This window comes from Actinoplanes sp. NPDC051343 (assembly GCF_044455125.1).
Taxonomy (GTDB): Bacteria; Actinomycetota; Actinomycetes; order Mycobacteriales; family Micromonosporaceae; genus Actinoplanes.
On the sequence record NZ_JBITEL010000003.1, the window covers coordinates 692,465 to 713,402 of the forward strand.

A 20,938-nucleotide genomic window follows, 5' to 3' on the forward strand; every position below is an offset into this window, starting at 1 on the left:
CAGTGCGGCTCGCTGCGCGCGAGCTTTCCAAGACGTACGCCGACAAGCGTGCCGTTGATCGGCTGAGTCTCGACCTCGGGCCCGGGGTCGTGGGGTTGCTCGGCCCCAACGGGGCCGGCAAGTCGTCGCTGATGCGGGTCCTCGCCACGGTCACGCGACCCAGCGCGGGCGTGGTCACGTTCAACGGGCGGGACATCGTCGCCGACCCCGAACCGCTGCGGCGCACCCTCGGCTACCTGCCGCAGGATTTCGGCGTCTACCCGCACCTGAGCGCGCGCGAGTTCCTGACCTACCTGGCCGCGGCCAAGGGCCTGAGCGCCCGCTCGGCCAAGGGCCGCATCACCGAGTTGCTCCAGCTCGTTAACCTGGCCGAGGCCGGGCGCCGCCCGCTCGGCCGGTTCTCGGGCGGCATGCGGCGCCGGGTCGGCATCGCCCAGGCACTGCTCAACGACCCGCGGGTGCTGATCCTCGACGAGCCGACGGCCGGTCTCGACCCTCAGGAACGCACCCGCTTCCGGGACCTGCTGGCCGACCTCGGCCGCGACCGCATCGTCATCCTCTCCACCCACATCGTCTCCGACGTCGAGGCGATCGCCGGCCGGGTCGCCATCGTCGCCGGCGGCCGCCTCCTCTACGACGGGCCGCCCCGCGGCGACCTCGAGCAGCTCTACCTGGCGACCGTCGCCGGGGCCCGGCGATGATCGCGGCTCTGGCGGTCGCCGACTTCCGGGAACGGTCCCGGCGTCCGGCGTACGCCGTGGTCCTGCTCGCCGCGGTCGCCCTCGGAGTGCTCGCGCTGCCCGCCGCCGATTCGCACTGGCAGATCTTCCAACTGGGGGACTACCGGGGTCGCTACTCCTCGGTGTACGCGGGAACCGTGACGGCCTTGGCCGGCGCGGTCTGGCTCTCCCTCGCCGGGTTCTATGTCGTGAAAAGCGCGGTGGCGCTCGACGTCGACACCGGCGTCGGGCAGATCCTGGCCGCCACGCCGCTGCGCCGCGCGCCCTACCTGGCCGGCAAGTTCGCCGGCAACCTGGCCGTCCTCGCCTCGATGACCGCGGCCCTGGCCGGCACTGCCCTGATCATGCAGCTGTGGCGGGGCGAGGACCGGCACGTCGGACCGCTCGCTCTGCTCGCGCCGTTCGTGCTGATCACGCTCCCGGCGCTGGCCCTGACCGCCGCCGCGGCGGTGCTCTTCGAGACCGTGCCCGGCCTGCGCAGCGGCACCGGCAACATCGTCTGGCTGTTCCTGTGGATGACCGGCAGCATCGGCCTGCAGTCGGGCGGCGGCCTCGACGTCTTCGGCATGGGCCACGTGATCACCTCGATGCGCGCCGACGTCGGCGACCGCCGCCCGTTTGACTTCGGCGTCGGCCTGGTCGAGCGCGACACCCCGCTGAAGGTCTTCTCCTGGTCGGGTTCCTACGTGGACGCCGGCTTCCTGGCCCAACGGCTGGTGCTGTTGGCGATCGCGGTCGCCCTGGCCGTGCTCGGCGCCCTCTGGTTCCACCGTTTCGACCCGGCCCGCGCGATGCCCGGCCGCCGCGCCGCCGAGCGCCCCACCGAGCCCACGACTCGCTGGGAACTCCCGGCCCACCGGCCCGCCACCCCGGCCCGCCTCGCTCCGGCCGGGTTCCGCCTGGTCCGCACGTCGCTGGGCGTCCTGCTGGCCGGCGTGTCGAAGTGGTGGTGGGCGGGCGCCCTGACCCTCAACCTGATCGCCGCGGTCGCCCCGGCGATGCTGCTGCTGTGCTGGGTCTGGCCGGTCCTGCTCTGGTCCCGCCTGGGCATCCAGGACATCGACGTGCTGGCCGCCTACCCCCGCCGGCGCACCCGCCTGGTCGCGACCTGGCTGGCCGGCGTCCTGCTGACCGCCCTGGCCGGCGCGGTCCCGCTGATCCGCCAAGTGTCCACCGGCGACACCCGGGACGCGGCGGCGTGGCTGGCCGGCGCCCTGTTCATCCCGGCGCTGGCCTTGCTGCTGGGATCGCTGACCCGCTCGCCCCGGCCGTTCCAGGTCATCTACCTCCTCTGGTGGTACGCCATCCTGAACGGCGGCGACCCGATCAACTTCATGGCCGCGGCAGGCCCGAATCCGGCCCTGGTGGCGGCCGTCGCCCTGACCTTGGTCCTCCTGACGGCGACGTGGCAGGAGCTGAAACACAGCCGCCGCTGACACGGTCCCGTCAGCTCGGAAGGCGCTGCGGAGTCGAACGCGACCATCGGCGGCCGGGCGAGGACAGCTGGCCGGTTCCGCACGGAGCCCACCGACTCGGCGTCGGGCACCTCGCCGCGTCCGGCGGCGGCGAGCAGGTCGGAACGCCGGGTCGACACGGCGTGTCCGGGACCCTTATAAAGGACCATGGTGATCGATTGGCCTAGCTGCGTGAACGTCCGCGACCTCGGCGGCCTGCCGGCCCGGCACGGCCACACCGCGGACGGGGTGCTGATCCGCTCCGACGATCTGTCCCTGCTGACCGGCGTCGGTGTCGCGGCCGTGCGGAAGGGCGGCGTGGTCCGCATCCTCGATCTGCGCAGCTTCAAAGAGGTCGAGGCGCAGCCGGGGCCGTTCGCCGCTGACTCCATGTACTGCCACGTGCCGCTGCTGGAGGACGTCCTGTCCTATGATCCGCCCGCTTGGACGTACGCCCCGATGCTCGACCACAACCGCAACCGGATCGCCCAGGCGTTCCGCGCGCTGGCCTCGGCGCCGGAAGGCGCCGTCGTGGTCCACTGCCGTGCCGGGCGCGACCGCACCGGCGGCCTGATCGCTCTCGTGCTGGAGATCGCCGGGGTGCGGCCGGAGGCGATCGTCGCCGACTATGCGCTGACCGCCGGCGCCGATCCGGCCGCCATGCGCAACACGCTCGATCACCTGTCGGACCGCTACGGCGGCGCGGCCTCCTACCTGGAGAACGCGGGCGTCAGCGCAGCGGAGCTTGCGCGGGTGCGGAGGCGGCTGGTGCCAGGCGGGCGTTCCACTTCTCCTCGATCCGGCCGAAGCGCCAGACCAGCATCGCGGCCAGCCAGGTGAGCACGAACAAACCGACGATCACGAAACCCACGTAATTGAGGTCGAGGCCGCCGATTGCGGCCAGCGGGCCCGTACGGATGTCCAGCTTGTCGGTTACGATCGACACCAGTTCGATCGTGCCGATGATGAGCGCGACCGCGACCGACAGGCCGGTGATGGTCAGGTTGTAGTAGACCTTGCGGACCGGCTTGGCGAAGGCCCAGCCGTACGCGAAGTTCATGAACGCCCCGTCGATCGTGTCGAGCAGGCTCATCCCGGCCGCGAAAAGCACGGGCAGCGTGAGAATCGCGTACCACGGGAGCGCGAAGGCGGCGGCGCCGCCGGCCAGGACCAGCAGCGAGATCTCGGTGGCCGTGTCGAAGCCGAGGCCGAAGAGCAGGCCGATCGGGTACATCTGCCAGGGTTTGGTGACCGCCTTGGTGGTGCGTCCGAGGATCCGGTTCATGAAGCCGCGCTTGTTGAGGTGGTCTTCCAGCTGGGCCTCGTCGAAGTCGCCCTGCCGCATCCGCCGGAAGACCCGCACGATGCCGACGAGCAGCACCAGGTTGATGATCCCGATGATGTAGAGGAAGACGCCGGAGACGCTGACGCCGATCATGCCGGTCACGTTCTGCAGGGTCGACGAGTCGCTCTCGACCTGGCCGGCCAGCGAGCGTACGCCGAGGCCGAGCAGCAGGCACAGGCCGAACACCACGCTGGAGTGGCCGAGCGAGAACCAGAACCCGACCGACAGCGGTTTGCGCCGGTCGCCCATCAGCTTGCGGGTGGTGTTGTCGATGGCCGCGATGTGGTCGGCGTCGAAGGCGTGCCGCATGCCCAGCGTGTACGCGGTGACGCCGAGCCCGATCCCGTAAACGCCCGTGGCCCCGACCTGGTAGTGCGCCGGGACGACCACGAACAGCAGCAGCCCGAAGCCGACCACGTGCAGGAGCAGCACGAACGCGCTCATCCCGCCGAGACTGGTCCAGTCGCGCCGGTCGAGGGCCGGGCGGATGCGTGACGCCATCGAGGCCACCCTTCATCAACCTTGGCTATTGCCAATATCTTGCAACAGCCAAGGCTCGAAGAGAAGTGGTGTGGATCTCAGAGTTCGCCTCGAGCAGGTAGCGCTTCCGGCCGCGCCGGGTTTGGTCGACGGCAGCGTCTTCGATCAGTCGAGGCCGTAGTGCCGGCCGTTGACTGGCGCGCCGTCCCCCGCGCAGCCAAATCTGACTTGACGGCCGGCGGCGATCTTCCCGACGACGTCGCCGGCGGAGAAGCCGGTGGCGGCATGCGCTTCCCAGCGACCAGGGTCGCGGTGTTCGCGGTGGCCGCCGCAGTGCCCAGCAGGGCGACGAGTGAGGAAGAGGTGCGGACGAGCGCGGCCTGCCGGGCTCGGCGCGCGCATAGGGCAAGGTCAGGAGAAAGGCCGGGACCACTGCATGGAGAGACCGGTCGCGGCTCTTTCCGTACGGATCTCCAGCGCCGTCCCCAGAATGGTCGCCCGGTCAAAGACCAGCGCGACGTCATCGAGCCCGTACGTGATCCGGTCCGACACGAACACCGGGGTGCCGACCGGCTGCCCGAGCAGCTCGGCGGTCGGCGCGTCGAGCACCCCGGGCCGCACCGTCTCGGTCGCCCGGTACACAACGACGCCCCGCTCGGCGAGCGCGGCATAGAGCGAAACGCCGCTGAAGTCGGTCTCGGCCAGCTCGTCCCCCCGGATCCACGACAGCTGGTGCACGGCCGGCCTCCCCGCGATCAGCCGCAGCCGCTCCAGCCGCAGAAACCGCCGACCCGCCCCAGCAAGGCCGACCGCGCCATGCCCGCCGACCGCATGCGCGCCCGCCGAACCATGCGCGCCCGCCGAACCATGCGCGCCCGCCGAACCATGCGCGCCCGCCGAACCATGCGCGCCCGCCGAACCATGCGCGCCCGCCGCATGCCCACGGGTCTCGCCGTGCCCGCGAGCCGCGTCGTGCCCGCCTGCCGCACCATGCGCGCCCGCGGCACCATGCGCGCCCGCGGCACCATGCGCGCCCGCGGCACCATGCGCGCCCGCGGCACCATGCGCGCCCGCGGCACCATGCGCGCCCGCCGCATCATGCGCGCCGGCCGCATGCCCACCGGTCTCGCCGTGCCCGCCAGCCGCGTCGTGCCCGCCCGCCGCCCCTCCGGCGCCGCTGGTCGAGTTGGCGCCGGCGGCTGAGCCGACGCTGGTGGCTGAGTTGGCATCGGTGGTCGGATTGGCGCCGCTGGCTGAGTCGGTGCTGGCAATCGAGCCGGCATTGGGCGCTGAGTGGGCGCTGGGCGCTGAGTGGGCGCTGGCGGCTGAGTTGCCGGTGGTGGCTGGGCCGTGGAAGCCGGTCACCCAGGCCGGCGGTCGGCGCAGGGACTGGTCGAGGATCTGGGTGCTCACGGTCTGGCCCTGGGCGCGCAGGTCCTCGGCGAAGCCCCGCAGCGAGTCGAGCCGGTAGGCCGCCCGCGGCTCGGCCACGAACGTGCCTCGGCCCGGCTGCTGGGAGAGCAGCCCGTCGTCCTCCAGTTGCTGCAACGCCTGGCGCAGGGTCACCAGCGTCACGCCGTAGGCCTGGGACAGCTCCCGCTGTGGCGGCAGCGCCGAACCCGGCGACAGCTCGCCGCCGCGGATCTTGCTGGCCAGGTCAGTCGCGATGGCCTGATATTTGGGAGTACGCAGCGGAGACCTCCGAGTCGAGCGCGGACCGCAGGGCCGCCACGTCCGCCCGAAGGTCGTTCGGCGTTGCCCCGTCCAGCACCCTACGCATCAAGGCGGCCCCGACCACAACGCCGTCCGCCACGCGGGCCGCCTCGACCGCCTGCGCGGGCCCCGAGATGCCGAACCCGATCAGCACCGGCCGGTCGGTGATCGCCTTGACCCGCGCGGCGAGGTGCCCGGCCGAGGAAGCGAGCTGCTTCCGTTCGCCAGTGGTTCCCATGACGCTGACCGCGTAGAGAAAACCACCGCCGCGAGTGACGATCTCGGCCAGCCGCTCGTCTGGGGTGACCGGCGCGACCAGCATGACCAGGTCGAGGTCGCACTCCGCCGCCGCCTTCTCGACCGCGCCGGCCTCGTCGACCGGCAGGTCGGGCACGATCAGCCCGCGGAAGCCGGCGTCGGCCAACTGCCGGCAGAAGACCTCGGGCCCGGCTCGGAACACCAGGTTGGCATAGGTCATGGCGATCAGCGGTATCCGCACCTGCGAGCGGACCGAGGCGACATCCCGGAGAATGCCGACCACCGTCGCACCCCGGGCCAACGCCCGATCCGACGCCTGCTGGATCGTCACCCCGTCGAGCACCGGGTCGGAGAACGGCAGCCCGATCTCGATCCCGTCGGCTCCCGCCTCCTGATAAGCCAGGAGGTAGTCGGTCCAGTTTTCGGTGATGCCGCCGGTGAGATAGGGATTGAGCCGTTTCCGCATCACGCCACACCCCCGCGCAGCGTCGCCATGTCTTTGTCGCCGCGCCCCGACAGCGTCAGCACGACCCGCGACCCGGCCGGCAGGTCCGGCGTGCCGGCCGCCCTCAGCACCCAGGCCACCGCGTGGGCCGACTCGAGCGCGCAGATGATGCCCTCGGCCCGGGCCAGCCGCCCGATCGCCTCGACGACCTCGGCGTCGCCGACCGTGCGGTATTCGGCCCGGCCGAGCGAGCTCAGATAGGCGTGTTCCGGCCCGACGCCTGGATAGTCGAGGCCGGCCGCGATCGACTCGGCCTCGGCGATCTGGCCCTCGGCATCCTGCAGGACGAGGGAGCGGGAACCGTGCACGACGCCGGGCGCCCCGTTGGTGATCGCGGCGCCGCCCGCTGCCTCGACCCCGATCAGCCGGGCCGTGGTGTCGACGAAGCCGGCGAACGTGCCGGCCGCGTTGGACCCGCCGCCCACGCAGGCGACCACCACGTCGGGGACCGAGTCGCACTGCTGCCGCGCCTCGTCGCCGATCACGCTCTGCAGCTCGCGGACCATCCAGGGATAGGGGTGGGGGCCGCCGACCGAGCCGAGCAGGAAGTGGGCGTCATCGGTGTCGGCGACCCAGGCCCGCATCGCCTCATTGGTCGCGTCCTTGAGGGTGCGGCTGCCGCTGGTCACCGGGATCACCTCGGCGCCCAGCAACTCCATGCGGAAGACGTTGAGCTGCTGGCGCTCGATGTCGCGGGAGCCCATGTAGACCGTGGCCCGCAGGCCGAGGAGCGCGGCCGCGGTGGCGACCGCGACCCCGTGCTGGCCGGCGCCGGTCTCGGCGATCAGCCGTGTCTTGCCCATGCGGCCGGCGAGCAGCGCCTGCCCGAGCACATTATTGATCTTGTGAGACCCGGTGTGGGCCAGGTCTTCCCGCTTGAGCAGCAGGGTGATGCCGAGCTGGGTCGAGAGGTTGAGCGCCGGAGTGAGCGGTGTCGGCCGGCCGGCGTAGGAGACGAGGAGCCCGTCGAGGTGGGCGCGGAAGAGGGGGTCGGACCAGGCCGACCGGAACGCCTCTTCCACTGCCGCACACGCCGGGATCAGCGACTCCGGGACGTAACGACCACCGAAGTCGCCGAACCGGCCGTGTCGTGGCTCGGTCATGACCGCCATGAGCACCTCCAAAGTTATAGAACTCTCGGTCCGCAGTATTGCACGAGGCGGACCGAGAGTTCTAGAACTGTGGTGCTGTTTACTTGGTTGCTGCCGCCTCGAGCGCCGCCGGCGTGACCGCGCCCACGAAGACCCGGCCGTCGTCGGTGATCAGCGCGCTGAACAGCGAGCCGCTCAGCAGGTGCCCGCTGCCCCAGCTCCCGCTCACCTTCGGCAGGATGTTGAGCGCGGCCTGCATCTGCGCCGAGTCGTCCTTCTTACCGCTGGCGGCGGAAGAAGCCGGCAGCTTCAGCGACACGATCGACGTCCAACCCTTGCCGATCACCGTGGGCGAAGCCGCCAGCGCGGGCTTCTTCTGCTGCTGCTCCTGCAGCGCCTTCGCGTGCTCCTGCTGGAGCTGCTTCGGCGAGGCCTCGGTGACCTTCGTGTTGGGCGGCGGGTTGAACTTGAACTCCTGCGCGTCCGGCGTGGTGAAGCTGATCTGCTGGAACGCCACCCGTACCGCCGGGTTGGTCGCGTTCTTGGCGTACACGTCGACCCGCAGCGGGATGTGCTTCTCGGCGTCGATCGCCAGGCGCACCTGGCCGACCAGCGACGTGGTGTCCTTCGGGCTGAGCACCAGTTCGTACGCATCCCGGCCGGCCACCTTGGCGGCGCCCGTCGTGTCGACCTTCGTGGTCGGCGTGATCGCCGCCAGCGCCTGGTCGGCCGCCTCCTGCGGGGTCAGCGGCATGTTGTTCGGCACCGCCTTCTTGTCCGGCGTGCCGGCCGGCACCGACAGGTGCGTGGCGCTGTGCTCGGCGCTGCGCCACAGCCACACGTCGTTGCCGTTCCGGATCATGTCGGTCTCGCCGTCGGTGCCGACCAGCGCGAGACGGGCCTGACCCTCACCCGCGTACCAGACCCGGGCGGTGTTGCTCCCGCCCAGCAGCCGGGTGAGATCGCCGCTCGGCGCGGCGTTGCCGACCGCGCCGGCGATCGCCGGCAGCCCCAGATCGGCGGTCTCCACGACGGTGCCGGAGAAGCCGTCGACCTTGGCGTTCTGTACGTCTACGAGCAGCTGAGCCGCGCTGCGTGCCGGCAGCGGCGAGTCCGCGCTCGCGACGATCGTGCCGGCCGCGGCGCCACCCCCGATGATGACGACCGCAGCGGCGGAGGGTACCAGCCAGCGAAGCGCCGGCCTCGACCTGAACACGGACACGATGTCCACCTCCCGTTTTCTCTGCCACCACTGTGCAACGGGGGCGCTGTGACCGTGCTGAGAGGTTCCCCTAGGGGCTGGCCCGGTCATGGCAGGGTGTTCGGTGTGCGGTTGCTTGTGGTGGAGGACGAGGCGCGGCTCGCCGCCGCGCTGCAGCGTGGGCTGCAGGCCGAGGGCTTCGCGGTCGACGTGTCCGGTGACGGGCAGGCCGGGCTGGAGATGGCCCGGCACGGCGGCTATGACGCGATGATCCTCGATGTGATGCTGCCCCGGCTCAGCGGCTACCGGGTCGTGCGCCAGCTGCGCGCCGAGCGCAACTGGGTGCCGGTGCTGATGCTGTCGGCCAAGGACGGCGAATACGACCAGGCCGACGGACTCGACTGCGGGGCCGACGACTACCTGACCAAGCCTTTCTCGTACGTCGTCCTGCTGGCCCGTCTCCGGGCCCTGTTGCGCCGGGGCGCTCATGAGCGCCCGGCCGTGCTCACCCACGGCGACGTGGAGCTCGATCCGGCCGAGCGCCGGGTCATGGTGGCGGGCGAGGAGGTCGTGCTCACCGCGCGCGAGTTCGCCCTGCTCGAATACCTGATGCGCCGGGCGGGTCAGGTGGTCAGCAAGATCGAGCTGCTCGATCACGTCTGGGACGCCGCGGTCGAGACCGCGCCGAACGCGGTCGAGGTCTACGTCGGTTATCTGCGGCGCAAGATCGGGCGCGAGCGCCTCGAGACGGTACGCGGCGCCGGTTACCGCCTCGCCGCGGTCCCGGGCTGATGCGCCGTCCGCGCGAGCTCAGCCTGCGGGCCCGGCTCCTGCTCGTCTCGGTCATCGCGCTCACCGTCGGCCTGGCCGCGGGTGGTGTGCTGCTGGTCGCCGTGCTCGACTTCGCCCTGCTGCGGGCCGTCAACTCGGAGGCCCTGGACACGGCGAAGGGCGTGGCCAATCTGGTCGATCAGCACCAGCTGAGCGAGCCGATCCCGATCAACGCGTCGATGCAGGTGCAGATCGTCGACGCGCAGGACAAGGTACTCAAGATCTCGGCCGGCGCCGACCCGCTGGTCTCGATGCTGTCGGTCGAGGAGTTGAAGGGCGTCGAGGACGGCACCGTGCGCCAGGTGCCGGGCAGCCGGATCAACGTCGACGGCACGATCCGCGTCGCGGTCTGGGTGGCCGGTCCGCCGACCCAGCCGCAATACGTTCTGGTCGCCCGCTCGACCGACGACCTCGACCAGGGCGTACGCCTTCTGGCGGTCACCCTGCTGACCGCGTTCCCGCTGCTGGTGGCCCTGCTCGGGGTGGTCCTGTGGCGGGTGCTCGGCGCCGCGCTCAACCCGGTGGTCGCGCTCACCGCCGGGGCCGAGGAGATCACCGGCGGCACCCGGGCGGGGCGTCTGCCGGTGCCGGAGTCCCGCGACGAGATCCACCGGCTCGCGATCACCCTCAACGGCATGCTGCACCGGCTCGACACCGCGCGGGCCCGGCAGCGGGCGTTCGTGGCTGACGCCGCCCACGAGCTGCGCAGCCCGCTGACCAACATGCGCACCGAGATCGAGGTCGCCCAGCATCTGCCCGACTCCACCGACTGGCCGCAGTTGACCGGCGACCTGCTCACCGACGTCGACCGTCTCAGCCGTCTGGTCGACGACCTGCTGCTGCTCGCGCGGGCCGACGACGGGACGGCCCGCACCCCGGCCCGGCGTTTCGAGAAGGTCGACCTGGGCCGGTTCCTGGGCGACCTGGCCGCTCGCTATCCCGACGTCACCCTCCAGCCTCCGGCGGCGCCGATGACAGTGCGCGCCGATCCGGACGGACTCGCCCGCATGATCGGCAACCTGCTCGACAACGCCGTCCGCCACAAGACGGCCAGGGTGCGGCTCTCGGCCGAGCCCGACGGCTCCTACCAGCGCGTCACGGTCACCGACGACGGGCCGGGCATCCCGCCGGTCGACCGGGAGCGGGTCTTCGACCGTTTCACCCGGCTCGACGACGCCCGCGCCCGCGATGCGGGCGGTTCCGGGCTCGGCCTGGCGATCGTGCGGGAACTGGTCCGCCGGCATCGGGGAACGGTCACCCTGAGCGACGCGGGTCCGGGTCTGCGAGTTGACGTACGCCTTCCGGTGTCTTCCTGATTCGACCGGGAACTAATCAACCCGACCGGTCGACCAACCCGGCATGTCCCTGCTTAAGCGAGCCGCCGTAGTGACCGCAGTCGCCGGCCTGGTCCTGGCCGTCGCCGCCCCCGCCGATGCCCACGTGACCGTCAACCCCAACACGGCTACGCCCGGTGGTTACACCAAGGTGACGTTCCGTGTTCCCAACGAGACGGACAACGCCACCACGACCAAGCTCGAGGTGGCCTTCCCGGCCGGTCAGCCGATCGCCTCGGTCTCGGTGAAGCCGGTCACCGGCTGGACCGCCGCCCCGACCAGGTCGAAGCTCGCCACCCCGATCAAGGCGCACGACCACGAGATCACCGAGGCGGTCTCCCGCATCGTCTGGACCGCCGACGCCAACTCCGCGATCAAGCCCGGCCAGTTCCAGGAGTTCGACGTCTCCCTCGGCCCGCTGCCGGCCTCCGGCCAGCTCGTCTTCAAGGCCCTGCAGACCTATTCGGACGGCACCGTGGTCCGCTGGATCGACGAGCCGTCCGCCGACGGCACCGAGCCGGAACATCCGGCCCCGGTCCTCAAGCTCGTCGCGGCCGCCGCTGCCGCGCCGGCCGCGACGCAAGCTCCGGCCGCGGCGCCGGCTTCCAGCGGTACGCGGACGCCCGGCGTGATCGGCCTCATCGCCGGAGTGCTCGCGCTCCTGCTCGCGGCCGGCGCCTTCCTCCGGGCCGGCCGCCGCCCCGCCGCCGAGGCCCCGGCAAAGTCGGGCACCCCGGCCGAGCCGTCGATCCCCGCCGCCCGTGGCTGAGCCGCCGCCCGTGGCTGAGCCGCCGCCCGTGGGTGAGACGGCCGGCCCGTGGATGAGACGGCCGGGTCGTGGATGAGACGGCCGGGTCGTGGCTGAGACGGCCGGGTCGTGGCTGAGACGGCCGCCCACGGCTGTGCCTTCCCGGGCCGGCCGTCTGGTTTGCGCGACGAGTGGTGCGGCGGGCTGCCGCACCACACGTCGGCGTTGCGAGGCTGACGGGGGGCGGCCGGCGGTCGTACGGTGCTCGTCATGGACGACATCACCGCGCTGATCCTCGATGACCACCACCGGTTCCGGGTCGGGTTCGCCCGGCTCGACGATGCCCGGAACCCCGAGGAACTCGAAGCCATCTGGACCCCGCTCGCGCTGCACCTCGACATCCATGCCGACGCCGAGGAGGAGATCCTCTACCCGCACCTGCTGAAGGACGCGGGCGGCGACGACGCCGAGGAGGAGACCGACGACGCGATCCGGGACCACAACAAGATCCGGGACGGCATCGAGGAGGCACGCAAGCACCCGGTCGGCTCGGACGCCTGGTGGAAGGGCGTCTGGACGGCGCGAACGGAGAACAGCGAGCACCTGGCCGAGGAGGAGGACGAGGTGCTGCCCGACTTCCGCAAGCACGCCGACCGTGACCTGCGGTTCGAGCTGGGCGCCAGGTGGCTGCGCTTCTTCGGCGAGCACCCGCAGGGCAAGGGCCTGTCGTTCGCCGACAAGGACCCGCAGAAGTACATCGAGGAGAACAGCTGAGGGAGAACGGCTAAGAGGCGTACCGGCGCTCGGCCCGGGCGCGGGCCTTGGCCGCCTCGACGTCGCGGTTCTTCGGCGCGGCGGTGGTGACCAGGGCGGCCAGCAGGTCGGCGGTGGCCGCCGAGACGGCGGCGACCGCCTGGTCGAAGGCTTCCTGGTTGACCGCCGACGGGCGGGTGCTGCCGGCGATCTTGCGGACGTACTGCAGGGCCGCCGCCTGGACCTCCTCGTCGGTGGCCGGCGGTTCGAAGTTGTGCAGCTGGTGGATGCTGCGGCACATGGCGGTGGTCCCTTCCGTCGGAGGCAGCCACCAAAATACGCTTCTAAACTTGCCGGCATGGTCCAGTGGTACGAGTCGTCCATCGATCGCCAGTTGCGGGAGGCCGCCGAGCGGGGCGAGTTCGACAATCTGCCCGGGACGGGGAAGCCCCTGCGGGACGCCGGCCGCGACTACGAGGAAGACTGGTGGGTCCGGGACTGGCTGGAGCGCGAGGGCGCCGGCTCGGGCGTCATCCCGCCGACCCTGGCGCTGCGCCGCGAGATCGAGGATCTGACCGTGCGGGTCGACCGGCTGCGCACCGAGCGGGAGGTGCGTGACTACGTCGCCGAGCTCAACGAGCGCCTCGGCAAGGCCCGGGTCGGCCGGATGGACGGCCCGCCGGTGGTGCTCCCGCCGCTCGACGCCGACGAGGTGGTGGCGGGCTGGCAGGCAAGGGCCTGACCTACCCCTCGTCGATCTGCAGCGGGAAGCCGGTCAGCGTGTCGCACTGCACGTAGTTCAGCTGGATCTTGACGTCGGTGAACCAGAGGTACGGCAGGGTCAGCGGCGGCGGTGAGTCCGGCGTGAAGACGATCGGGATGAGGCCGAACAGTTTGCCCTCGAACCGCTGGGTGAAGAACTTGACGTGCCCGTCGGTCGTGAGCTCGTTGCTCCTGATCACGGTGTGGCCGCCGTTCGCCTCGTCGATCGTCAGGCTGAAGGGCTTGTTCACCGCCTTGTCCATGCTGAACTTGAGCACCCGGACCGAGGTGCCCGACCCGGTCGGCAGGTTGACCACGCCGTCGTAGGTCGACTCGAACATCTGCAGCGAGTCGGTCTCCAGGAGGCCCGGCTTGTTGGCGATGCGCGGGATCCCGTCGGCCCCGGCGTTGAGCCCGAAGACCCGCGGGCCCAGGCAGGGGATGTCGTCGTCGGACGCGCTGGGCTTCGGCGAGGCCGGCGCCGTGGTGGCGGAACCGCTGGGCGGCGCATCGGTCGAGCCGGTCGACGTCGGGTCGGGGCCGGCGGTCCCGGTCGGGGCCGGCGGGGTGGTCGCGGGCGTGGTGGTGGTGGGTGTCTCCGACGGCACCGGCGACCCGCTCGGAGCGGACGACGGATCGTCGCCGCCCAGGCCGAGCAGATTGCCGAGGCCGCCGACGACGCCCTTCACCCCGTCGGCGATGGGGTTGCCGTCCTTGTCCTTGCTGGGAGCTGTGGTCGGCGTCGCGGTCGCCCCGCCGGCCGGGACCGGCACCTTGCCGGAGCCCGGCTTGTCCGCCGCGGAGCCGGAGGAACCGGAGGAACCGGAGGAACCGGAGGAACCGGAGGCGGCGGAACCCGCCGCGGCCCGGTCGGCCGCGGCGGTCGTATGCGAGGGGGACGCCGACATCGATCGCGAAGGCAGCCCTTTGGGACAGTCGGCAGCGGCGCTGGCGGGCACTCGACTGCCGACTGCCAGCATGGCGGCCGTCAGACCCATGACGAGGAACGCGATCGTCAGGGCCTTGGGGTTGCGGCTGAGCCGGGATCGTCCGGGCTCGCTTTTGGAACCCTCCCGGTCGTCGTCGAGGCCGGGCACGACGTCCCGCTCCGTTGCTGACGGCGGCCGGTCGTCGTGTCCGGCGACCTCGACGTGCTCGATCTGCTCGGTCTGGTCGTCCGCGTCCTCGGCCGGGGACGCGGACTTGATCTCCCCGGTCTCGGCCGCCTCCTGCTCCATCGCGAGCTGGTCGGCGATCGGGACGAAGTCGGGATTGACCGGCCGGATCCGGGGCGGCCCCCAGGCGATCACCAGCGCGCCGCCGATGATGCCGAGCATCATGCCGATGAAGAAGCCGCCGAGGTTGAGCCCGATGAACGAGTAGAGCGCGGTCAGCAGCGCCACGATGCCGTAGAACAGCCGCTGGGCCGGACTGAACAGGCAGAGCAGCGCGCAGACGATCAGCAGCAGCGGCAGCAGATAGGAGAGGAAGCCGGTCGGTCCGAGGTGCAGCGAGAGCCCGGCTATCGACGCGTTCGCCGTATAGAAGAGTTCGCCCCCGGCCAGCACCAGGAAGAGGCACCCCCAGAACGGGCGCTTCCTTCGCCACCCCCGGAATGCTCGCCGGACGTCGCCTGCCGTCACTTCTCCTCCATCAAAAGCCATTGAAATTCGTCGAGTGCGTGAGTATGCACCGCCATCAAAGCGGAGGGGCCCGCGGAGGGTTCCGCGAGCCCCGGGGCGGTGCCGGTCAGTCTCCGAAGCACTCGTGACTGGCAGCGTCCTTGCCGACGTACAGGTGCAGGTGCATGCCGGTGAGCTTGAACGTGCCCGCCGAGGTGTACGTCGCGGTCTGCCGCAGGTGGTCGATGTCGACCGTGTTGGCCTGCTGACCGAAGCCACCGACCTGGCCGTGCGTGTCGTTACCGTCGGCGGTCATCGTGCTCGAGTCGAGGCCGATCTGGATCCCCTTGAACGTCGCGTCGCCCTGCAGGTCGGACATGCCGATCAGCAGGTGGTCGGCCTTGACGTGGTCGGCCGGGTTGGAGCCCTGGCCGGCCTCGATGCGCATGACGACGTCGCCGCCGAACGGGCTCGGGCCCTTGACGGTCTGGCACAGGTTGGAGATGTCGGCGGTGCCGATGCCGGACATCGCGGTCACCTTGTGGCCCGGCACGTCGCCCTTGGTGGTCTGCGACAGCACGTCGGTGTACTGGGTGAACCCGTCACCGTGCAGGTGGTCGGCGGACAGCTTGAAGTCCTGACCGGACACCTGGAAGCTGGCCGCGATGGCGCCCTGCTCGAGCGCGATGACGAGGCCGGCCGCGACGGCGAGCGGCACGCCGATGGAAACGGCGAATCTTCGCCAATTGGTACGTCCGTAAGACGGATCGCTGGGCGATTCCTTCACGGATCCTCCTTGTTCCTCGAAGACGGCTCGCCGCCACGCCGCCATCCGTTCGCATCGACGGGCGACCCCTGTCGAGCAACCGTCAGCAGTGAGGTCCGTCGATGCCGTCGTTTAACGTGCCGGACATGTTTCCGCTAGTGCCCGGGGACTACAAGTGGGGTGGCTACTAGTCAGTAACCCAGCTCACGCGATCACCATCACACAGCGTGATGAGGACTTGAAACGCCCTCGTATATTGGCCGCAGATCTGGACAGAGTGGCCCGCCGCCGATGCTGTGATCGTCACCACACGTATACGGCCAGAGTCATGTTACGGATCGGTAACGAAATCCAGGCACATCTCAGGTACCGGTGTTAGGGCTGAAACCGAGTACCGAGGAAGGACTATCCGGATGACTTCTCCCGCACCCCGGGCACCACGGCGCAGGCGAGGCGGCGCACTGGGCCGGCTGAGCGGAGTTCTGCTGCTCGTGGGCACTCTGGTGGGCGTGGCCGCGGTGCCGGTCGGTGCCGTGCTCACGGCCGGCGCGGACTGGACCAAGAAGCAGCAGGACCAGCTTCCCTCCCAGCTGCTCGCCCCGCCGACGGCCCAGGTCACCCGGATCTACGCCAACGACGGCAAGACCCTGATCACCACGTTCTACGACGAGGACCGGCACGACGTCGCCCTCGGGCAGATCTCCAAGACCATGCAGGACGCGATCGTCGCGGCCGAGGACACCCGCTTCTACGAGCACGGCGGCGTGGACGCCCGGGGCGTGGCCCGCGCGTTCGTCAACGACACCCAGTCCGGCGGTGCCCAGCAGGGTGCGTCGACGCTGACCATGCAGGTGGTGCGCAACGTCCTCAAGGAAGATCCGAACCTGACGCCGCAGGAGCGCATCGACGCCACCGCCGACACCCCGGCCCGCAAGCTGAAGGAGGCGGAGTACGCGATCGAGCTCGAACACCGCCTCACGAAGCAGCAGATTCTGCAGAACTACCTCAACATCGTGTACTTCGGCGGCGGCGCGTACGGGGTCGAGGCCGCCGCCCGGCGGGTCTTCGGCACCACCCCGGCCAAACTCGATCTTGCGCAATCGGCCCTGATCGCCGGCATCGTGCAGAACCCCGACGTCGACAACCCGATCAGCGGCGACAAGACCAAGGCCCGGGCCCGGCAGGAATACGTGCTCGCCGCGATGGCCAAGGCCGGCACGATCACCCCGGCCCAGCAGCAGGCCGCGCTCAAGGAGAAGCTGACCTACTCGGGCGCGACCCAGCCCAACGGCTGCATCGACGCACACGGCGCGACCGACGGCTGGGGCTTCTTCTGCGACTACCTGCAGCGCTGGTGGGACCAGCAGCCCGAGTTCGGCAAGACGGTCGACGCCCGCGAGGACGCGCTGCGCCGCGGCGGCTACACGGTGATCACCACGCTCGACCCGCAGATCCAGAAGGAAGCGGCCAAGGAGTCGCGGGCCGTCTACTCGCTGAAGAACAAGAAGACCCTGCCGATCGCGGTCGTCGAGCCGGGCTCCGGCAAGGTCGCCGCGCTGGCCGTCAACCGCCACTTCAGCAACGGCAACTCGACCTCCGAGACGACCAACCCGCTGGTCAGCGGCGGCGGCAGCGTTTACGGCTACCCGTCCGGCTCGACCTTCAAGATGTTCACCATGCTGACCGCCCTGGAGGCCGGCATGCCGCTGAACAGCGTCTACGACTCGCCGGCCAAGCTGACCACGCCGTGGCCCGACGGCGGCCCCGGCAACTGCGGCGGCATGTACTGCCCGGGCAACGACAACCCGTCATGGATGGACGGGCCCCGCAGCATGTGGAACGGGTTCGGCCGCTCGGTCAACACCTACTTCGTGCACCTCGAGGAGCAGGTCGGCCCGGCCGCGGTGGTGGCCGAGGCCAAGAAGCTGGGCATCGCGTTCAGCGCGCCGGCCGACGCCCAGCTGGCCAGGAACCCGGGCTCGTGGGGCGCGTTCACCCTCGGCGTCATCGACGTGACCCCGCTGGAGCTGGCCTCGGCGTACGCGACCGTGGCGGCCGAGGGCAAATACTGCAAGCCGCTGCCGGTGCAGTCGATCAAGGATGCGACCGGGCGGGCGGTGCCGGTCGCGACCGAGTGCAAGCAGGTGCTCTCGCCCGACGTGGCCCGGGCCGCGACCGACGCCGCGCGGTGCCCGGTCGGTGAGCAGAGCACGTACGGGAAATGCGACGGCGGCACCGCCGCCCAGGTCGCCGGGATCATGGGCGGCCGGCCGGTGGCCGGCAAGACCGGCAGCACCGAGAACAACATGACGGAGACCTTCGTCGGCTTCACCCGCACGTACGCGGCGGCCGGCATCGCCAACGACCCGGTCAACCCGTCCGACCACGTCGGCAGCTCGGTCGAGGGCCTCGTGGTCAACGCGGTCGCGCACACTCTCAACACCGCGGTCGGCAGCGACGACTACCCCGGCTTCACCCCGCCCAGCTCGGCTATCGCCTTCGGTAGCTAACGCATAACTAAGTGCAACCATGACGCTCGGCGGCTGACCTCATGTGGCGGCACGCGGATGCCGACCTTATCCGCATGACCGCCCATGAGCAGCAGCGTCCGGCCGTGCTGCCGGTCGCCTCCGAGACACCGGGCGGCGGCACACGATGAGCGTCAAGCAGCGTGCCATCGGGGGCTTCACCCTGCTCCTGCTCCTCTTTCTGGCGCTGGTCTTCCTGCAGCTCGTGGTGCAGGACCGGCTCCAGGAAGAGCACACCACGCGGGCCGACCGGATCACCCGCGCGCGGGAGGCCAACCGGGCCGCCCTGCAGTTCATGACCGACGCCGAGACCGGCGTGCGCGGCTTCCAGCTCACCGGCGCACGCATGTTCCTCGAGCCCTACGAGAGCGGGCGCGTCGGCGCGTTCGGCGCCCTCGCCCGGCTCGAGCACGAAAACACCGGCGGCCAGGTGCGGCGCCTGGTGGGTGCGGAGCGCCAGGCCGCTTCCCAATGGCTTTACGCGTACGCCATCCCGATCGTGAACGCCGGAACGTCCGACGCCGACGGGGACCGCGCCGAGCGGGGCAAGGAGATGTTCGACCGGATCCGCACCGCCAACTCGGACGTCGACGCCGCCGTCGCCACCGAGCAGGAGACCACGGCCGCGGCCGACCGTCAGCAGGAGCGCGCGGCTCAGCTGCTGTTCGCCGCCCTCGCCGTCCTGATCCTCGCCACCGGGCTGGGCGTGGCCGTGCTCCACCAGCGGCAGCTGCTGCGTCCGATCGAGCACCTGCGGCGTACGCTGCGGCGCCTCACCGCGGGTGACCTGTCGGCCCGTGCCGAGGTGGGGGGTCCGGCCGAGATGCGGGCCCTGATCGGCACGGTGAACGGGCTGGCCGAGCAGACCGAGCGGCTGATCGGCGCCGAGCAGGCCCGGGCCGCCCGGGGCGAGCTGCGCCACGCGCTCGCGGCCGAGCTGCGCAGCGACCGCGACTGGCCGGAGATCGCCGAGCGGATCGCCGGGCAGCTGGCCCGCGCCTTCGGCGCCGACCAGGTCCACACCCGGGCCGTCGTGCAGCGGGGCAGCAGCCTCGAGGTGACCCGGCCGGACGGCACCGACCCGCTCGACGCCGCACTTGTCCGGCGCATCCAGTCGGGCGAGCCCGGCGAGGTGGCCGTGCTGCACGAGCTGCCGGGCGCGATCGCGATCCCGCTGGCCGGCGACACCGACTGCGGGCCCGGGCTGATCTGCCTGGTCCGCCCGTCCGACCCGGTCTGGTCGCCGGACGAGCGGCGCCTGCTGGCGGCCGCCGCCCGCGAGATCGAGCACGCCCTGACCCAGGAGCGGCTGCGGCTGCGCCAGCTGCGGCTCATCAACGAGCTGCGGATCCTCGACGAGCAGAAGGACGTCTTCGTCTCGACCGTCACGCACGAGCTGCGCACACCGCTGACCAGCATCCTCGGGTACACCGAGATGCTGGCCGAGGACGAGCTCACCCCGGCCCAGCTGCACCACGTCGACGTCATCCGGCGCAACGCCAACCGGCTCCGGGCCACCGTCGCCGACCTGCTGCTGCTCGGCCGCGCCAACGACCGTACGGGCACCGAGTCGCTGCCGGTCGACGTGGCCGCCCTGGCCGGCGGCCTGCACGCCGACCTCGGTCCGGCCGCCCGGGCCAAGGACCTGTCCTCGACCCTCGATGCCGAGCCGGCCTGGGTGCGGGGCGACGCCGCCCACCTGGAGCGGGCGCTGCGCAGCCTGATGGAGAACGCGATCAAGTTCACCCCGGCCGGGGGTCGCGTGGGCTGCACGATCGCGGCGCTCGGCGACAACGTGGTGGTGACCGTGAGCGACACCGGCATCGGCATCCCGGCCGATGACGTACCGGGGCTGTTCACCCCGTTCCACCGGGCGGCCAACGCGATGCACCTGGCGGTGCAGGGCAACGGGCTGGGCCTGGCGATCGTGCGGACCATCGTGACCGAGCACGGCGGCTCGGTGACGGCCCGCTCCGAGCTCGATCGTGGGAGCAGCTTCACAGTGACGCTTCCGGCCGTCCTGGCGCGGTAACGCTGCAACGCACAGGTTCCGCGGTTAGGGTCGTCCCGATGGATCTGAAGAGCGTGCGGCGTGCGGCCGCCGGGCTGCTCCTCGCGGCGCTGGCGGGCTGCGGCACGCTGCCGTCGGCGGCGGCCGCTCCGGCTCCCGCCGGGGCGCACGCGCGATCCGCCAAACCGGTCGTGGTCACCCTGGGTGACTCGGTTCCGGCGGGCACGGCGTGCGACTGCGATCCGTTCCCGACCACCTACGCCCGCTCGGTCAACGCGGTCTCGGACAACCTGGCCGTCCCCGGCTACACCTCGACCGACCTCCTGACTCAGATCCCCGGCGTACGCTCCCGCCTGGCCGACGCCGACGAGGTCGTCCTGATGATCGGCGCCAACGATCTGGCCGCGGCCTTCGACTCGGACAGCTCACTGTCCGACGCAGCCACCACCATGCAGCAGAACGTGACCGCCTCGATCAAGGCGATCGACGCCATCCGCACCACGACGGTGCTGGTCCTCGGCTATTGGAACGTGGTGCAGGACGGCCAGGTCGCCGCCGGCTCCTACGGTCCGGACGGGGTGAAGCGCTCGGTCACCGCGACGCAGTACGCCAACCAGGGCCTGCGCGAGGCCGCGGCGGAAACCCACGCGAAGTACATCTCGACCGACCCGGCCTTCCACGGCGCGGACGGCTCCCAGGACCCGACCGACCTGCTGGCCGCCGACGGCGACCATCCCAACGCGGCCGGCCACGCCGCGATCGCCGCCCTGCTCCCGCCCCTCGCCACCGATTAGCG

Annotated in this window: 19 protein-coding genes; 11 read left to right on the forward strand and 8 right to left on the reverse strand. The window is 71.2% G+C overall.

Going from position 1 to position 20,938, the window contains the following annotated elements; translation table 11 throughout:
* Positions 1 to 2: 2 nt before the first annotated feature.
* From ACIA5C_RS13865 to ACIA5C_RS13875, 3 genes are all read left to right on the forward strand, one after another.
* The gene (locus tag ACIA5C_RS13865; protein WP_396054225.1) at positions 3 to 701 is read left to right on the forward strand and encodes an ABC transporter ATP-binding protein; all 699 of its coding nucleotides are present in this window, start codon (positions 3 to 5) and stop codon (positions 699 to 701) included.
* Entirely contained in the window at positions 698 to 2,176 is a 1,479-nt protein-coding gene (locus ACIA5C_RS13870) for a hypothetical protein (RefSeq protein ID WP_396054227.1), read from the forward strand. Before ACIA5C_RS13865 ends, ACIA5C_RS13870 begins: the two co-directional genes overlap by 4 nt.
* A gap of 210 nt (positions 2,177 to 2,386) precedes the next feature.
* Positions 2,387 to 3,034 (forward strand): tyrosine-protein phosphatase, encoded by a 648-nt coding sequence (locus tag ACIA5C_RS13875; protein WP_396054229.1) that lies wholly within the window; start codon positions 2,387 to 2,389, stop codon positions 3,032 to 3,034.
* Here ACIA5C_RS13875 and ACIA5C_RS13880 read toward each other — a convergent pair.
* From ACIA5C_RS13880 to ACIA5C_RS13900, 5 genes are all read right to left on the reverse strand, one after another.
* Positions 2,925 to 4,040 (reverse strand): HoxN/HupN/NixA family nickel/cobalt transporter, encoded by a 1,116-nt coding sequence (locus ACIA5C_RS13880; RefSeq protein WP_396054231.1) that lies wholly within the window; start codon positions 4,038 to 4,040, stop codon positions 2,925 to 2,927. The two genes, ACIA5C_RS13875 and ACIA5C_RS13880, sit on opposite strands and share 110 nt — an antisense overlap.
* Before the next feature lie 390 nt (positions 4,041 to 4,430).
* Positions 4,431 to 5,711 (reverse strand): GntR family transcriptional regulator, encoded by a 1,281-nt coding sequence (locus ACIA5C_RS13885; RefSeq protein WP_396054357.1) that lies wholly within the window; start codon positions 5,709 to 5,711, stop codon positions 4,431 to 4,433.
* On the reverse strand, positions 5,677 to 6,456 hold the full coding sequence (trpA, locus tag ACIA5C_RS13890; protein WP_396054233.1) for a tryptophan synthase subunit alpha: 780 nt from the start codon (positions 6,454 to 6,456) through the stop codon (positions 5,677 to 5,679). Before trpA ends, ACIA5C_RS13885 begins: the two co-directional genes overlap by 35 nt.
* Positions 6,456 to 7,607, reverse strand: a complete 1,152-nt coding sequence (gene trpB, locus ACIA5C_RS13895) for a tryptophan synthase subunit beta (RefSeq protein WP_396054235.1) — start codon at positions 7,605 to 7,607, stop codon at positions 6,456 to 6,458. The genes trpA and trpB overlap by 1 nt, the downstream gene beginning before the upstream one ends.
* Positions 7,608 to 7,686: 79 nt before the next feature.
* Positions 7,687 to 8,808 (reverse strand): outer membrane lipoprotein carrier protein LolA, encoded by a 1,122-nt coding sequence (locus ACIA5C_RS13900; protein WP_396054237.1) that lies wholly within the window; start codon positions 8,806 to 8,808, stop codon positions 7,687 to 7,689.
* A gap of 105 nt (positions 8,809 to 8,913) precedes the next feature.
* Between ACIA5C_RS13900 and ACIA5C_RS13905 the strand changes: the two genes are divergently transcribed.
* The 4 genes from ACIA5C_RS13905 (at position 8,914) to ACIA5C_RS13920 (ending at position 12,474) form a co-directional block, all read left to right on the forward strand.
* On the forward strand, positions 8,914 to 9,579 hold the full coding sequence (locus tag ACIA5C_RS13905) for a response regulator transcription factor (RefSeq protein WP_396054239.1): 666 nt from the start codon (positions 8,914 to 8,916) through the stop codon (positions 9,577 to 9,579).
* Positions 9,579 to 10,934: a sensor histidine kinase gene (locus ACIA5C_RS13910; protein WP_396054241.1), complete on the forward strand. Its 1,356-nt coding sequence runs from the start codon at positions 9,579 to 9,581 to the stop codon at positions 10,932 to 10,934. The genes ACIA5C_RS13905 and ACIA5C_RS13910 overlap by 1 nt, the downstream gene beginning before the upstream one ends.
* A gap of 43 nt (positions 10,935 to 10,977) precedes the next feature.
* Positions 10,978 to 11,721, forward strand: coding sequence for a YcnI family protein (locus ACIA5C_RS13915; protein WP_396054243.1), 744 nt, complete (start codon positions 10,978 to 10,980; stop codon positions 11,719 to 11,721).
* 249 nt (positions 11,722 to 11,970) lie between these two features.
* Positions 11,971 to 12,474, forward strand: coding sequence for a hemerythrin domain-containing protein (locus ACIA5C_RS13920; protein WP_396054245.1), 504 nt, complete (start codon positions 11,971 to 11,973; stop codon positions 12,472 to 12,474).
* 10 nt (positions 12,475 to 12,484) lie between these two features.
* On the opposite strand, the gene ACIA5C_RS13925 is transcribed toward ACIA5C_RS13920, so the two are convergent.
* A complete protein-coding gene (locus ACIA5C_RS13925) occupies positions 12,485 to 12,754 on the reverse strand; it encodes a DUF2277 domain-containing protein (protein ID WP_396054247.1) in 270 nt (89 codons plus the stop codon).
* A gap of 57 nt (positions 12,755 to 12,811) precedes the next feature.
* On the opposite strand from ACIA5C_RS13925, the gene ACIA5C_RS13930 reads away from it, so the two are divergent.
* Positions 12,812 to 13,195, forward strand: a complete 384-nt coding sequence (locus tag ACIA5C_RS13930; RefSeq protein ID WP_396054249.1) for a DUF1992 domain-containing protein — start codon at positions 12,812 to 12,814, stop codon at positions 13,193 to 13,195.
* A 1-nt stretch (position 13,196) separates the two neighbouring features.
* Here the strand turns inward: ACIA5C_RS13930 and ACIA5C_RS13935 are convergent, their stop codons facing one another.
* Both ACIA5C_RS13935 and ACIA5C_RS13940 read right to left on the reverse strand, forming a co-directional pair.
* A complete protein-coding gene (locus tag ACIA5C_RS13935; protein ID WP_396054251.1) occupies positions 13,197 to 14,858 on the reverse strand; it encodes a DUF6114 domain-containing protein in 1,662 nt (553 codons plus the stop codon).
* A gap of 106 nt (positions 14,859 to 14,964) precedes the next feature.
* On the reverse strand, positions 14,965 to 15,624 hold the full coding sequence (locus ACIA5C_RS13940) for a DUF6230 family protein (protein WP_396054253.1): 660 nt from the start codon (positions 15,622 to 15,624) through the stop codon (positions 14,965 to 14,967).
* A gap of 392 nt (positions 15,625 to 16,016) precedes the next feature.
* Between ACIA5C_RS13940 and ACIA5C_RS13945 the strand changes: the two genes are divergently transcribed.
* From ACIA5C_RS13945 to ACIA5C_RS13955, 3 genes are all read left to right on the forward strand, one after another.
* Positions 16,017 to 18,113, forward strand: a complete 2,097-nt coding sequence (locus tag ACIA5C_RS13945) for a transglycosylase domain-containing protein (protein WP_396054255.1) — start codon at positions 16,017 to 16,019, stop codon at positions 18,111 to 18,113.
* A gap of 145 nt (positions 18,114 to 18,258) precedes the next feature.
* On the forward strand, positions 18,259 to 20,163 hold the full coding sequence (locus tag ACIA5C_RS13950) for an ATP-binding protein (protein WP_396054257.1): 1,905 nt from the start codon (positions 18,259 to 18,261) through the stop codon (positions 20,161 to 20,163).
* Positions 20,164 to 20,201: 38 nt separating this feature from the next.
* Complete coding sequence (locus ACIA5C_RS13955) at positions 20,202 to 20,936, forward strand: SGNH/GDSL hydrolase family protein (RefSeq protein ID WP_396054259.1); 735 nt, start codon at positions 20,202 to 20,204, stop codon at positions 20,934 to 20,936.
* Positions 20,937 to 20,938: the final 2 nt, after the last annotated feature.

Bases quoted from the DNA above. Each gene is read 5' to 3' on its own strand.
- ACIA5C_RS13870 (WP_396054227.1), top strand. From the start codon at position 698: ATGATCGCGGCTCTGGCGGTCGCCGACTTCCGGGAACGGTCCCGGCGT.
- ACIA5C_RS13880 (WP_396054231.1), bottom strand. From the start codon at position 4,040: ATGGCGTCACGCATCCGCCCGGCCCTCGACCGGCGCGACTGGACCAGT.
- trpA (WP_396054233.1), bottom strand. From the start codon at position 6,456: ATGCGGAAACGGCTCAATCCCTATCTCACCGGCGGCATCACCGAAAAC.
- trpB (WP_396054235.1), bottom strand. From the start codon at position 7,607: ATGGCGGTCATGACCGAGCCACGACACGGCCGGTTCGGCGACTTCGGT.
- ACIA5C_RS13910 (WP_396054241.1), top strand. From the start codon at position 9,579: ATGCGCCGTCCGCGCGAGCTCAGCCTGCGGGCCCGGCTCCTGCTCGTC.
- ACIA5C_RS13915 (WP_396054243.1), top strand. From the start codon at position 10,978: ATGTCCCTGCTTAAGCGAGCCGCCGTAGTGACCGCAGTCGCCGGCCTG.
- ACIA5C_RS13920 (WP_396054245.1), top strand. From the start codon at position 11,971: ATGGACGACATCACCGCGCTGATCCTCGATGACCACCACCGGTTCCGG.
- ACIA5C_RS13925 (WP_396054247.1), bottom strand. From the start codon at position 12,754: ATGTGCCGCAGCATCCACCAGCTGCACAACTTCGAACCGCCGGCCACC.
- ACIA5C_RS13930 (WP_396054249.1), top strand. From the start codon at position 12,812: ATGGTCCAGTGGTACGAGTCGTCCATCGATCGCCAGTTGCGGGAGGCC.
- ACIA5C_RS13945 (WP_396054255.1), top strand. From the start codon at position 16,017: ATGACTTCTCCCGCACCCCGGGCACCACGGCGCAGGCGAGGCGGCGCA.
- ACIA5C_RS13950 (WP_396054257.1), top strand. From the start codon at position 18,259: ATGAGCGTCAAGCAGCGTGCCATCGGGGGCTTCACCCTGCTCCTGCTC.
- ACIA5C_RS13955 (WP_396054259.1), top strand. From the start codon at position 20,202: ATGGATCTGAAGAGCGTGCGGCGTGCGGCCGCCGGGCTGCTCCTCGCG.